The following is a 13,575-nucleotide window of genomic DNA, read 5'->3' as shown; positions in this document are numbered from 1 at the left end:
CTTAAAAGGAGCGGATGGAAAAGCGTTTACGTTTGCAGACTTTACACAAGAGCAATTGGACGGCTTAAAAGGAGCAGATGGAAAAGCGTTTACGTTTGCAGACTTTACCCAAGAACAATTAGATGGATTAAAAGGAGCAGATGGAAAATCATTCACATTCTCTGATTTCACACAAGAGCAACTGGATGGTTTAAAAGGAGCAGATGGAAAAGCGTTTACGTTCTCTGATTTCACCCAAGAACAACTAGATGGATTGAAAGGAGCAGATGGAAAATCATTCACATTCTCTGATTTCACCCAAGAACAATTGGATGGATTGAAAGGTGCAGATGGAAAATCATTTACATTCTCTGATTTCACTCAAGAACAATTGGATGGATTAAAAGGAGCAGATGGAAAGTCATTTACATTCTCTGATTTCACACAAGAACAACTGGACGGGTTGAAAGGTGAAAAAGGAGATAAATTAACTTTTGCTGATTTAACCCAAGCCGATAAAGACACTTTAAAAGGTGAAAAAGGAGTTGATGGAGTAACTACATTATTACCAGTTGTAACAGTAGGAAATACAATTGCAACGTATACAAATGCAGCAGGCAATCCAGAAGCAATTAAAGAAACAATAACGTCCTTGGCTGATGTTGTAACACAAGAAACAGATGTTGATGGACAAATGTTTGACAAACACACATTAACTTATACAGATGAAACAAACACTCCCAATTCAATCGATTTATCAGTTTTAGTTAAAGGAGTAGAGACATTAACTTCATTAGTTTATGATGGAGCAGATCATTCTTTGATTTATAAAGATGAAAAAGGAAATGCTACAGAATTTAAAATGGTGGATTTGGTTGGAGATACTGAAACATTAACAACTCTTGATGTAAATGCTACAACCAGAACCTTAGATTATACTGATGAAAATAAGAAATTAGTACAATTAGATCTTGGAGAAGCTTTAAAAGAACCATGGTTTAGCGCAACAACTAATGTTGGAGCGACATTAAATACAGAGGATATATATACAAAAGGTTGGGTTGGAATTGGATATACAAAACCATCGAATGCTGTAAATGAAAAATTGAGAGTAAATGGTACGATAACGACAGTAAATAGTTTCTATGCTGATTATGTGTTTGAAGATTATTTTCAAGGATTTTCTGAGATTAAAGCTGATTATAAATTTAAACAATTAGGAGAAATAGAGGAATATATTAAAAAGAACAAACACCTTCCAGGGATAACACCAATCACTGAGTTAGAAAAAACTAAAGATGGTTATTCATTTAATATGTCAGAATTGTCAATACAATTATTAGAAAAGACAGAAGAGATTTACCTGCACATTATAGAGCAAAATAAAATAAATGAAACTCAAAGTGAAGAAATTGAAGCAAAGGATAAAATGATTAAAGAATTGAAAGAAGCTTCAGATTTAATGAATCAACGTTTAGAGAAATTAGAAAAAATTATAGAAAAAAAACTTAATTAGAGAAATAGATAAAGTTAGCGAAAAAGTGAATAAGGTATTGAATACCTATACTTTGAGTAGCATAGTTCTAAAAATTTAAATATAAAATCATGAAAATTGAAATATCTAAAATGAGAAAGGTTATTTTATCAATGGTCTTCAGTTTATTAAGTTTCTGTTCTCTTTTTGCTCAGGTAGAAAGTACAAAAATAAAAGACGGAACAGTAAGTGCAGGGGCAGAAAAAGCTTTTCCAGGTGCTTTGTTTGAATTAGAGAGTACCAATAAAGGAATGTTGACCTCGCGATTAACAACTGCGCAACGTGATGGAATATCAGCAGGAAATTTAACCGATGGATTATTGATCTTCAATATAACAACAGGATGTTTTGACTATTGGAGTAAGGCACAAGGTGTATGGTTAAGTATTTGTGGTACACCACCGCCAGCTGTATTCAATGTTTCTACGGTACAATGTGGTCAAATAAAAGCAAATGGAAATTTTAAACAAGGAGAAACTTTAGCATTGTCTAATTATTTAAATATTCCAGTAACAGTTACACAACCTGGTACCTATACGGTTTCGGCAACAACAGCCAATGGATATTATTTTAATACTAGCGGAACTTTTCCTAGTGCAGGTTCATACGTATTGAGTTTACCAGGAGTTGGAACACCAAATAGCGGTTATGACGTAGGAAATGCGGGGGATGCAGTGACAATTTCATTAAACGGAATAGACATTTCGTGTGTACCACATATTTTTGTTGAGAATGCCAGCGTTGATTTTGCAATATCATGTGCAAGTATAAATCCCGAGGGAACTTATTTTATAGGAGTTCCACTTACGGCTTCAAATAAATTATCAGTAAGTGTTAATGTGACTAGTGTTGGTTTTTGGAGTATGAAAACAAATACAGTAAATGGATATTCATTTAGTGCAACTGGAACATTTACGACTACAGGTAATCAAACAATAGAATTATTAGGAACAGGAACACCAGTTGCTTCAGGTATAAATAATTTTAATTTGTCATCTAATGCAACTACAGTTGCAGGAGCTTCATGTAGTGGTATTCCAGTTAAAGTAGCACCAGTAGGGTATACAATAGATTGTAACAGTATAACACAAAATGGGTCATACATGCAAGATGTAAGCTTAATAGCTGCTAATACAATAACATTACCAATTAACGTTACTGCAACTGGAGAAACTACTATTACTACTAGTACTGCAAATGGAATTTCGTTTACTTCAGGACTGATAAATTTATCTACTCTAGGACAACAAAACGTAACACTTATAGGTTCTGGAAAACCAGTTGCTGGAGGAACAACAGATCTTATAGTGTCTGGAACTCCAGGCGTGGTAGGAACATGTACGCTTAAAGTTGTTATCGCTGGACAACCAGTTGCTTATACAACAAATTGCACAGGAATTACAACAAGCGGAACTTATGCCCCAGGTGTAACTATGAACGGTACAAACACAATGACAGTTCCTGTAAATGTAAGTTATGTGGGAGCATACACAATAAATACCAATACAGTAAACGGAATTAGCTTTTCGGCAACAGGAACGTTTGCAACAACAGGAGCACAAAACGTAGTAATGACTGCGACAGGTACTCCAGCGTCAGGAGGTTCATTTACTTATGCAATTACTGCGAATAGTACCAATGGAGGAGCAACTTGTAACAAAAGCATATCGTTTGTTTTCCGTACTATGCAAGTGTTAGGATTAGGATCAGGGATGTATCAGCCAGGAACAGCAGGAACAGCAGAGGCTTCAAGAGCTATATTAGCTTCTTCATCAAATTTTGGACCTACAGGTACAGTACAGGTACAAAGCTTAAAGATTATTAATGGGGCAAATAATGATGGTAATGCGTTAAAGAATCTAATTAATACAAACAATATTGATATAATAGTGATTGGCTATAACTATACACCAAATGCAGCTTCAATTTTAGTCTTGAATGATTTTGTAAAGAATAAAAAAGGAGTAATAATTCACTCTCAAGAAAATGATGCTAGTGGTACTACGAATTTAATTAATACTATTTGTGGCTCATCAGTATCGGTTTCAGGAACAGGAACAACCTACACAAATCCAATATTGAATGTTTCAGATCCGCTTTTAGAAGGGCCATTTGGAAATATAAAAGGATTTGATCTAGGTAGTGATGTGAATAACTCTTATTATGTTACAGGATTACCTACAAATGTAACTGTTTTAGCAACTCAAAGAGGTAATGCGTCTAGAGTATTTACATTTAAGCACAATACGTTAGGGTATGTCTATATAGGTGATTCAGGATGGACAGCAGGTACATCTGGTAATACATCAACAACTACTTGGCCAGCTAAAATAACATCAACTGGACTTGTGCAGTCAAAAGCTTATGATGGAGGAATTACAGTTTATAACAGTATGATGTATGCTAATACAATGGCTTGGGCAATTAAATATGCACAAGAAAACGTTAATCCTACTTATTTGATTCCTTAAATCAATGATAAAAGTAAAAACACCTCATTAATCAATGTAATGATTGAGGTGTTTTTTATAACTCAACGTTTAAATTAAGGATATGATTCGTTGCGTTTTAAAGTAACATTTTAAAAAAAATAAAGATGACCAAAACTTATATAAAAGCAATTCTATCAATACTTTTTATTGGTAAAATGAGTGCACAAACAATAAATATAGGAGAAGTATCGATTTTGTCAGGAACAGAGTTTGCAACGGTAGCAGATTTTGATAATAAATCGACAGGTGATTTTATTAATGATGGACAATTTATAGTTTATTCTAATTATAATAATGATGGATTAGTAACTTTTAGTCCCAAAGTAACTTCTGGATTAACCTATTTTAAGGGTTCGGCCGTAGCTCAAATCATCTCAGGTAATGAATTAAGTGAATTTAATAATATAAAGTTTGAAAACAGAATGATTCAGCCAGCTTTTTTGTTGTCAACAGCAATCAGTATCTATGGAATTTCAGATTTTAATAAAGGAATAGTATCCAATAGTAATTTAGGAGGAACAGTAGTTTTCGAAGCAAATGCATCTCACAGAAACACAAATAACGATAGTTATATCGATGGATATGTTGAACGTAATGGTAATAATGATTTTCAATTTCCTATCGGAGCAGAAGGCTATTTTAGACCATTAGCAATAAATCAAACGAATTCAACCGAGAATTTATTTAAGAGTAAATATGTGTTTGCAAATTCGGATGAATTATATCCTCATGCTAAAAAGGATGATCTGATTACATTAATAGATGCCAATGAATATTGGGAGTTCGAAAGCAATCAATCTACAGTTGATGTAGCATTAACGTTATCTTGGAATAGTAATACAACACCAAGTGAATTAATAAAAATAGATTCAGATCATTCTTTGGCAATTGTTAGATGGGATGATACTGAATCAAAATGGAAGTTTTACTCATCGGCTGTCGATAGCCAAAACGAAACTGTGACTGCAGCAGTTAATAAATCAGGAATTTTTACACTAGGTAAAGTAAAAACACCTAATGTAGATGATGTTGTTGTTTATAATGCTGTATCACCCAATGATGACGGTTATAATGATTACTTCAATATTACAGGATTAGAAAAATTTCCAGACAATACATTAGAGATATATAATCGTTATGGGGTAAAAGTATTTGAGACTTCAAATTATGGAGCCAATGGAAATTGGTTTAGAGGAATATCCGAAGGGAGAGTTACCATAAATAAGGGAGAAGGCTTACCAACAGGAACATATTTTTATATCCTAAAATATCAAGTAACCCATGGAGCTTCTAAAGATAAAGCGGGGTATTTATATATTAACAATGATTAAGTTATAGTATTTTATTATTTTTAAGTATTTTATTTCATATTTTTGGGAAAACTAAACAGCCAAATTATGATTATAGAAATAATAAAAAAGCAAGTAGTTACTCAATCTATATCTTTATTTGTAATTACTTTGCTATTGTTGTTATATAGCTGTAATTCAAAAGACAAACCTATTAAAGAAAAGAAATCTTTTTATCAGGCAGTAAATATCAATAAAGACACGGCACTTTTATCGATAGTGATAAATGATACCCGTTTTTATGGTCAGTATGAGATTAAATATGGGGAAAGCACTAAAGATTCTGGAAGTGTAAAAGGAAATATTAAAGGAGATATATTTACAGGGGAGTATTATTGTAGACCTTACGGAGGGAATTTAAAAAGGGTTCCGATATCTTTATTAAGAAAAGGGAAGAAGCTATTCTTAGGAAACGGAGTTACAACCACCTATCTTGGTTTTCCTTGCTTCGCTCCTGGAGTTCCTATAACTTATACAGATGCTGAATTTATATTTGAAGAGATAAAAAAATAAATATTTTTTGAAGGTACAAAGGTTCAAAGGCTGAAAACTTTGCAAGAGGGCACTAAAAAAGTAGTCATTTATCAAAAGAGGCTGTTTTCGATATCGAAAACAGCCTCTTTTTTAGTGATATGTAGTGGAGAGAATTTCTGTACAGACGATTCTCAGCGCTTCCTTTTTACTTATAAAACTAGCTCTTCAACTTTTAAGGACTTTTTCAGTGCCCTCCTTTGCAACTCAGAACCTTTGAACCTTGGTTCCTTAAAAACCTAAGCACCTCAAAATAATTTATTTAATTTCTGTAATAAATTCTTCCTTAGGAGTTCTGACTTTTTTCATGTTAACTAACCAGTCATTAGCTTCATCTCTGTAACCAAGTGGTAACATTAATACGCTTTTTAAGCCTTGTTCTTTTAATTCTAGAAGTTTGTCCAATTCTGCAGGAATAAAGCCTTCCATTGGCGTAGCGTCTACTTTTTGCTCAGCAGCGGCAACCATTGCAATCCCCATCGAGATATAAGCCTGGTGTGCGGCATGATTTGCATGCGACTCTGTAGAAAGAGGCTCGTAAAGTCCCCAAAGAGTTTTTTTATAATCATCCATTGTATTAGCGGGTAAGCCTCTCTCTGCAAGGGTTTTGTTGAAAACAGCAGTAATTCTTTCAAGAGAATAACCATCCCAAGCGGCAAAAACTAGTAAATGTGAACAATCTGTAATTTGACTTTGGTTCCAACCTATAGTTTTTATTTTTTCTAATAAATCAGGATTACTAATTACAAAAATTTTATAAGGCTGTAATCCAGAAGAAGAAGGAGCAAGTCTGGCAGCTTCCAGTATATAATCTAATTTTTCTTGCGGTACTTTATTCCCGTTCATTTTTTTAGTAGCATAACGCCAATTTAAGATATCTATTAAATTCATCTTTTTAATTATTTTTAATTAGGAGATACAAATCTATGTAAAACCTTGTTACTTTTAGTAACTTTGTAACGAAAAGTAATAGTAACAAATGGGTAACCAGGTAACATAGTATGGAAACAGACAATGAAATTCGATTAAAACAATGCTATAGTACAGTAATGGCCATTCAAGATGTGGTTGATATACTAAATGGTAAATGGAAGATATCCATTATTGCCTGCTTATGCTATAAAAAAATGCGCTATTCAGATTTATTAAAAGAAATCAAAGGCATATCAGGCAAGATGTTAAGTAGAGATTTGAAGGAGTTAGAAGCAAACTTACTTATTACAAGAAGAGTTTTGGGTACTCAACCTATAATGGTTGAATATGAGATTACTGAATATGGCGCAACACTCAAAGATGTTACTAAAGTAATTGCAGATTGGGGTATTAAACATCGACAGCGAATAATTGATAAATAGTACACAGTTTTAGTGATGTAGTATTTACTCTCAATATCTAAAAATTGAACATAAAAAATCTCCAATACTGTCATTTTTTTAAATGATACAATATTGGAGACATTTTGTAGATAAAAAAGCTAAGATTTTAAGGGAGTTAAGAATCTTAGTATTTTAATGAAATTATTTGGCTACTTTTTTAAATCTCATCATTGGAATTTCATCCATCATTAAATTAAGTTTTCCATCTTTATCGATAGAATAGCCATTAATTTTTTTAATTGTTTGTAAAAATGTTTGTTCTCCACCACCTTCACAATACATTAGAGTTGCAGGTCCTTGCTCTCCAAAACTAAGTTTTTTACCTTTTAAAGTATACGGAGCACTATAACCATTGCAACCTGCGTTTCCATAAACCTGACCAGTACTTTCGTCAAACTTAATAAATGGTTTTTTGTCAGGATATAAACCTTCAAACGCAATACGTGGACCAGTAATATATTCTAGTTCCCAAGTTGTATTATAAAGATCAGCAGTTTTTGTTGTGTCTTTCATTGTTGTACAAGAATTAAATGACAGTGTTAAAACAGAAACGAATAGTAATACGTAGTTTTTCATAAGAGATATTTTAGAACATAAATTTAAAGATTTTTAATCGAATTTTGTTAAAAAAATCATGATTATTTTGGATTTGGCTTGTTGATTTTTCTTGTTTTGGTACGAGCACAATCTCAATAAGTTAAAGCAATACTACTCTTTATAAATCATTCTTAAAGAAATTAAAAGATAAATACTTGTGCGCAAACGTGACAAATTAGCGTCTGACGAGATAATTTATCATCTGTTTTCAGTCTGATTTAATTAGATATTAATAAACGGGAACAAAAAAGAGAACAACAATTTTGCTGTTCTCTCTTTCCATTTAATATATACTTTTATTGTATTATTGGGCTAACCATTTTTTTAGGGTTTTCATTATTTTTTCCTGATCCTGCTCTGGAAAGTTTTTAATTCTTGTAGCGTGACTTCCGCCAGGTAAAACCATTTTTAGCGCATCAAGTTTAGGGTTAGGGGTTGGAGCGCATGCTCCCCAAGTGTCATAACCTCCATAGATATAAAGTATTTTAGAACCTTTATTTTCTACATAGTCTCTAACTTTTTTAATGTATTTCGGATTGTAATTTATCTGAATATCTTTTGGTGCAAATCGAGAATTTGAAGTGCTTTTTACTGACGTTACTAAATCTTTTACAGGTGTAAAATCAAAACCATAATAGCCCAATTCAGCCATATGCTGATAATAAGATGGTAATAAATCATGGAAAGTAGCATCGTTATAAAAACTAATACCAACTATTTTATTCATATAATCAAACAATTCTTTAGAAGTAGCATTTTTACTTGGAATATCTTCACATTTCCCTCCCCATTGCCAGAAAGAAAAAGGAAATTCTAATGCGCTATATTCTAATGCCTCATCCATAGAAACTTCGTTGAAAGTCATTTTTTTCTCTTCACCATAATTTTTTATTTCATTAAGAAGAGCAGTTCTATTTTGTAGTAATGCACGTTGAAAGTCAATTATTTTCTCACGGCACTCTGCAGTTCCTACAGTTGCAAGATGTTGTTGTATTCTAGGATCTTCTTGCGTATTAATTAAAGGAGCTACATAAGGAACGGCTACATCAACATCTTTTGGGTATTTTGATTTGTAAATTAAGGTTGTTTCTCCTCCTTTACTAATTCCGGTCGAGATCCACTTACCAGTATATAATTGTTTTAATTTGGTAACTATATTATGATAATCTGCTATAGCCTGATCATTGGTTAGGTATTCCCAAGGAATTGGGTTGGGTCTTGATTTTCCATAAAAACGATATTCTACAATGAGCTGATTAGCATTTAATAAAGAGCTTAATTCATTTTTTGTGTATCGAGCAGCATATCCTTCAGTTTCAATAACCATTGGGCTGTTAAAATCTAAATGTGATAAATAGATATAATGCTTAAAAGTTCCTTTTTTAGGGTTTTTATGATCTAATGGTTCATTAAGAACCAATTGATACGATTCGGTAAATCCTTCCAAATTTTTCATTTTGGTAATCTCAACGCCAGGAAATAATTGAGATAATTTATTTTCTAAATCGGTTTTAGTGATGGTTTCAGTTTGAGCAAAACTCAAACATGAAATGAAGGAAACCACCAGAAGTAATAAAGTGTGTTTTAACTTTTTCATTATTTTAAAATTGATTTTTTTATAAAAATATAGTCTTCAAAACTAATCAATTTATACTATATTAACCTTAAGTTGTCTTATGTTAACTAGTTCTTTGTAAAATTGGATTTGGAAAAAATAATCTACTATTTTTAGTGAAATTTCAACTCAAAATATGGAACCTATTCAACTTATTTCAGACAATTTCATTGAAGAAAATTGTGATTTTAAAAAACTAATAAAGGAACTTCGTGAGGGGTTTTCAGATTCAACAATAGAGGTACCTCTTCGGCACCATCATGATTTTGCTAATCCTGAAGAAAACAAAGATTCAACATTATTATTAATGCCTGCATTCCAACCCGGAAAAGATTTGGGAGTAAAGATTGTTACTGTAAGTCCTAATAATGGTAAATATGATTTGCCTTCAATACAAGGAACATACATTTATCTAGATGGGCATAAAGGCAATATCAAAGCAATTCTAGATGCAAAATCATTAACTGGTAAAAGAACAGCTGCGACATCAGCGTTGGCCAGTAGTTATCTTTCTCGCAAAGACGCTTCTTCTATGCTTATGATTGGAACTGGTGCTTTGGCAATTAATCTAATTCAGGCGCATGCTAGTGTTCGTTCTATAAAAGAGGTATATGTATGGGGGAGAACCATACAAAAAGCACAAATGGTCTGTGATGCATTAAAAGGCTTCCCGTTTACTTGTACTGCTATTTCGGCTATCGAAGAAGTTGTGCAGGAGGTAGATATTATCTCTTCGGCTACATTATCTCCTGTTCCACTTATTTTTGGAAAATGGCTTAAAGCCGGACAGCATTTGGATCTGGTGGGTGCTTATAAAAAAGATATGCGCGAGGCCGATGATGTAGCGATCTTAAGATCAAGTGTATTTCTTGATACCTATCAAGGAGGATTAAAAGAAAGTGGCGATATTTTAATTCCATTAACTAATGGGATTATTACCCGAGAATCTATTAAGGCAGATTTATTTGAACTATGCAGTAATAAAAAATTGGGTAGAACATCTGATACAGAAATCACTTTCTTTAAGTCTGTAGGTCATGCTTTAGAAGATCTTGTTGCTGCTGCTTATTTTTATAAAGAGTTTAATTTAAAATTAGAAATAAATGTCTAAAACCTATAATACTATTTGTGCAAATACAGAATATAAAATAGCGCCGAATGCGTTACAAATAAAAACTATCGATATGCATACTGGTGGAGAACCGTTGCGTGTTATTGTTTCTGGGTTTCCAGATCTTAAAGGGAATAGTGTATTGGAATATCGTCGAGATATAAAAGAAAACTATGATTATTTAAGAACTTCATTAATGTTTGAACCTCGAGGTCATGCCGATATGTACGGTTGTATTTTGCTTCCGCCAAATGATGAAGAGGGTGATTTTGGAATTCTCTTTATGCATAATGAAGGATATAGCAGTATGTGTGGTCATGCTATTATTGCTATTAGCACACTCGCTGCAAAAATGAATTGGATTACTGTAAAGGAAGGCGATAACGAATTAAAAATTGATGCTCCATGTGGTCGTATTTATTCATATGTCAACATTAAAAATGGAGAAGTAACTGGTGTTAGATTTCATTGCGTACCAAGTTTTGTTGTAGGATTGGATCGTGCTGTAAATGTTCCTGGAATAGGAAATATTATTTATGATTTGGCTTATGGTGGTGCTTTTTATGCTTATGTAGATTTGAGGAAAAATACACATTTAAATTTTGGATTAACAGAAGAAGACTATCGTACTATTATTTTAAGTGGTATGGATATAAAACATGCTGTTATGGTTCAGGATAAAGAAATTTTGCATCCATTTGAAGATGATTTGAGTTTTCTTTATGGAACAATTTTTATAGATGAACCTCAGGATATTACTAATCATAGTAGGAATGTTTGTGTTTTTGCCGATGGCGAAGTAGATCGTTCTCCAACAGGTTCAGGTGTTTCGGGTAGAATTGCTATTGAGAACGCTAGAAATGCAATAAAACCAAATGAATCTATCACAATAGAAAGTATTACAGGAAGTATCTTTAAGGGATCTCTCGTTGAGGAAAAAGATTTTGGACCACATAAAGCTGTAATTCCACAAGTAGAAGGAACAGCTTTTGTGACTGGTGTAAATACTTTTATTATAGATCCAAAAGATCCCATGAAAAATGGGTTTATTCTTAGATAGGTTTTTTTGAGGTTCAAAAGATCAAAGGTGCAGAGGTTCAAAGGTGCAAAGGTACAAAGGTTCAAAGGCGCTGAGGTGCTGAAGGGCTAAGATAGCAAGGTTCTGAGAAAAAGTGCAAGCACCCACAAACTTGTCACCCTGACACAGGATGGGTTTTCGTGAGTAGCTCGATAAAGATTATGGTCCTTCGACTCCGCTCAGGATGACAAGATTGTGGAGAAACTTTGTGGGCTTTGCGGTTAATTTTAGGCTTTAAATCACAAACTTGTCACCCTGACACAGGAAGGGTCTTCTCGAGTAGCTCGATAAAGATTATGGTTCTTCGACTCCGCTTAGGATGACAAGATTGTGGAGAAACTTTGTGGGCTTTGTGGTTAATTTTAGGCTTTAATTCACAAACTTGTCACCCTGACACAGGATGGGTTTTCGTGAGTAGCTCGATAAAGATTATGGTCCTTCGACTCCGCTTAGGATGACAAGATTGAGGAGAAACTTAGCGAGCATTACGTAAATATTTGCTCTTTTGCGGTTAAATTTCGTTCATGATTAGAATGGTTTTAAAAACTTTGCGAACTTAGCGGTTAAAATTTTACGATTCTGAGATACTGAAGCTAGAATTTTTTTGCCACACGGTTTTAAACATATTAATTAAAATAATTAAAAACATAAAAAATGACAATTGGAATAGGAGGTTCAACCGCTGCTGTTGAGTTGGAAAAAATAGAAGATATGACACTGGATGTAAAACCAATACAGACAGAAGAGTATGAAGACAGAATAAAAAAAGCAGTTGCATTTATGAAAGAAATAAAGGTAAAAGCTACTTATGTAAATGCAGGAACGAATCTTTATTATTTTACAGGTACAAAGTGGAATCCATCTGAAAGAATGGTAGGGGCTTTATTGTATGATGACGGGACGCTTGATTATATTGTTCCAAAATTTGAAGAAGGTACATTTAATAAATACATGCAATTAAGCGGGGAAATTAATTGTTGGGAAGAGCATGAATCTCCATATGCTTTAATGGGAGATTTATTAAAAAATAAAAATATCGTTGATGGGACCATTGCTATAGACGAGTCAGCTCCTTATTTTTTAGTCGATGGTGTAACTAAAACAAATCAATCTTATACAATTATAAATGCTTTGCCAATTACTTCGGGTTGTCGAATGCAAAAATCGGTTAATGAAATTGCTATTATACAAGCAGCCAAAGATATTACAATGGTAGTGCAACGTGCAGTGGCTAGAATATTGCGACCAGGAATTAGTGTTAATGAAGTTACAAGTTTTATTAATGATGCACACATCAAAGCAGGTGTTGCTTCAGGATCTTATTTTTGTATTGTTTTGTTTGATGATGATACTCAATATCCACATGGTGTATCTGTCCCTCAAGATTTAAAAGAAAATGGGGCTGTTATTATAGATACGGGTTGTCGATTAGAAGGATATCTTTCGGATATTACCAGATCGTATGCCTATGGGACTCCTTCTGAAGAATACAAAACGATTTGGAATCTTGAAAAAGCTACGCAACGCGCTGCTTTTGAAGCTGCTCAAATAGGAGCAAGCTGTGGTTCTGTAGATGATGCAGCCAGAGTAACATTGGCGGCGGCAGGATTAAGTTCGGATTATAATTTGCCTGGATTGCCACACAGAGTAGGGCATGGAACAGGATTAGACATTCATGAATATCCTTATTTAGTAAGAGGAAGTGATATAGAACTTCGTGAAGGCATGGTGGTTAGTAATGAGCCTATGATTTGTATTCCAGGAAAATTTGGTATTCGCCATGAAGATCATTTTTACATGACTGCTAATGGGCCTAAATGGTTTACTGAACCTATGGATAGTGTAGATAATCCTTTTGGATATTAATATTGATCGAAGCTTTTTATAGTTTAAAGTTTCACGCAGATGATGCT

Annotated in this window: 10 protein-coding genes and 1 pseudogene; 8 read left to right on the top strand and 3 right to left on the bottom strand. The window is 33.4% G+C overall.

The features are described from left to right. The 4 genes and pseudogenes from LPB87_RS19450 to LPB87_RS19435 form a co-directional block, all read left to right on the top strand. Positions 1-1,495: pseudogene (locus LPB87_RS19450) on the top strand (hypothetical protein); the annotation flags it as partial. An 89-nt stretch (positions 1,496-1,584) separates the two neighbouring features. After that, a complete protein-coding gene (locus LPB87_RS19445; RefSeq protein WP_230728998.1) occupies positions 1,585-3,984 on the top strand; it encodes a hypothetical protein in 2,400 nt (799 codons plus the stop codon). Positions 3,985-4,109: 125 nt separating this feature from the next. Continuing rightward, positions 4,110-5,336, top strand: coding sequence for a gliding motility-associated C-terminal domain-containing protein (locus LPB87_RS19440; RefSeq protein WP_230728997.1), 1,227 nt, complete (start codon positions 4,110-4,112; stop codon positions 5,334-5,336). A gap of 66 nt (positions 5,337-5,402) precedes the next feature. Continuing rightward, positions 5,403-5,867 (top strand): hypothetical protein, encoded by a 465-nt coding sequence (locus LPB87_RS19435; RefSeq protein WP_230728996.1) that lies wholly within the window; start codon positions 5,403-5,405, stop codon positions 5,865-5,867. Between the two features lie 276 nt (positions 5,868-6,143). On the opposite strand, the gene LPB87_RS19430 is transcribed toward LPB87_RS19435, so the two are convergent. Further along, on the bottom strand, positions 6,144-6,776 hold the full coding sequence (locus LPB87_RS19430; protein WP_129538648.1) for an NAD(P)H-dependent oxidoreductase: 633 nt from the start codon (positions 6,774-6,776) through the stop codon (positions 6,144-6,146). 110 nt (positions 6,777-6,886) lie between these two features. Between LPB87_RS19430 and LPB87_RS19425 the strand changes: the two genes are divergently transcribed. After that, positions 6,887-7,240, top strand: a complete 354-nt coding sequence (locus tag LPB87_RS19425) for a helix-turn-helix domain-containing protein (RefSeq protein WP_129538647.1) — start codon at positions 6,887-6,889, stop codon at positions 7,238-7,240. A 162-nt stretch (positions 7,241-7,402) separates the two neighbouring features. Here the strand turns inward: LPB87_RS19425 and LPB87_RS19420 are convergent, their stop codons facing one another. Beyond that, positions 7,403-7,837: an META domain-containing protein gene (locus LPB87_RS19420; RefSeq protein WP_129538646.1), complete on the bottom strand. Its 435-nt coding sequence runs from the start codon at positions 7,835-7,837 to the stop codon at positions 7,403-7,405. A gap of 325 nt (positions 7,838-8,162) precedes the next feature. Next, positions 8,163-9,455, bottom strand: coding sequence for a S28 family serine protease (locus tag LPB87_RS19415; protein ID WP_230728995.1), 1,293 nt, complete (start codon positions 9,453-9,455; stop codon positions 8,163-8,165). A 154-nt stretch (positions 9,456-9,609) separates the two neighbouring features. Here LPB87_RS19415 and LPB87_RS19410 point away from each other — a divergent pair, with 154 nt between their 5' ends. The 3 genes from LPB87_RS19410 to LPB87_RS19400 all read left to right on the top strand — a co-directional run bounded on the left by LPB87_RS19410 (position 9,610) and on the right by LPB87_RS19400 (position 13,528). Then, complete coding sequence (locus LPB87_RS19410; protein ID WP_129538644.1) at positions 9,610-10,584, top strand: ornithine cyclodeaminase family protein; 975 nt, start codon at positions 9,610-9,612, stop codon at positions 10,582-10,584. Beyond that, positions 10,577-11,644, top strand: coding sequence for a proline racemase family protein (locus tag LPB87_RS19405; RefSeq protein ID WP_230728994.1), 1,068 nt, complete (start codon positions 10,577-10,579; stop codon positions 11,642-11,644). The genes LPB87_RS19410 and LPB87_RS19405 overlap by 8 nt, the downstream gene beginning before the upstream one ends. A 672-nt stretch (positions 11,645-12,316) precedes the next feature. Continuing rightward, positions 12,317-13,528 (top strand): Xaa-Pro peptidase family protein, encoded by a 1,212-nt coding sequence (locus LPB87_RS19400; protein WP_129538642.1) that lies wholly within the window; start codon positions 12,317-12,319, stop codon positions 13,526-13,528. Positions 13,529-13,575: the final 47 nt, after the last annotated feature.

The organism is Flavobacterium sp. EDS, from assembly GCF_020991525.1.
Classification (GTDB): domain Bacteria; phylum Bacteroidota; class Bacteroidia; order Flavobacteriales; family Flavobacteriaceae; genus Flavobacterium.
Note: the sequence above shows the minus strand (reverse complement) of the source record. Positions and strands in the feature narration are given on the sequence as shown.

What these genes read in the sequence shown, in the direction of transcription:
- LPB87_RS19400 (WP_129538642.1), top strand. Translation starts at nt 12,317, where the DNA reads ATGACAATTGGAATAGGAGGTTCAACCGCTGCTGTTGAGTTGGAAAAA.
- LPB87_RS19405 (WP_230728994.1), top strand. Translation starts at nt 10,577, where the DNA reads ATGTCTAAAACCTATAATACTATTTGTGCAAATACAGAATATAAAATA.
- LPB87_RS19415 (WP_230728995.1), bottom strand. Translation starts at nt 9,455, where the DNA reads ATGAAAAAGTTAAAACACACTTTATTACTTCTGGTGGTTTCCTTCATT.
- LPB87_RS19410 (WP_129538644.1), top strand. Translation starts at nt 9,610, where the DNA reads ATGGAACCTATTCAACTTATTTCAGACAATTTCATTGAAGAAAATTGT.
- LPB87_RS19445 (WP_230728998.1), top strand. Translation starts at nt 1,585, where the DNA reads ATGAAAATTGAAATATCTAAAATGAGAAAGGTTATTTTATCAATGGTC.
- LPB87_RS19430 (WP_129538648.1), bottom strand. Translation starts at nt 6,776, where the DNA reads ATGAATTTAATAGATATCTTAAATTGGCGTTATGCTACTAAAAAAATG.
- LPB87_RS19420 (WP_129538646.1), bottom strand. Translation starts at nt 7,837, where the DNA reads ATGAAAAACTACGTATTACTATTCGTTTCTGTTTTAACACTGTCATTT.
- LPB87_RS19435 (WP_230728996.1), top strand. Translation starts at nt 5,403, where the DNA reads ATGATTATAGAAATAATAAAAAAGCAAGTAGTTACTCAATCTATATCT.
- LPB87_RS19440 (WP_230728997.1), top strand. Translation starts at nt 4,110, where the DNA reads ATGACCAAAACTTATATAAAAGCAATTCTATCAATACTTTTTATTGGT.
- LPB87_RS19425 (WP_129538647.1), top strand. Translation starts at nt 6,887, where the DNA reads ATGGAAACAGACAATGAAATTCGATTAAAACAATGCTATAGTACAGTA.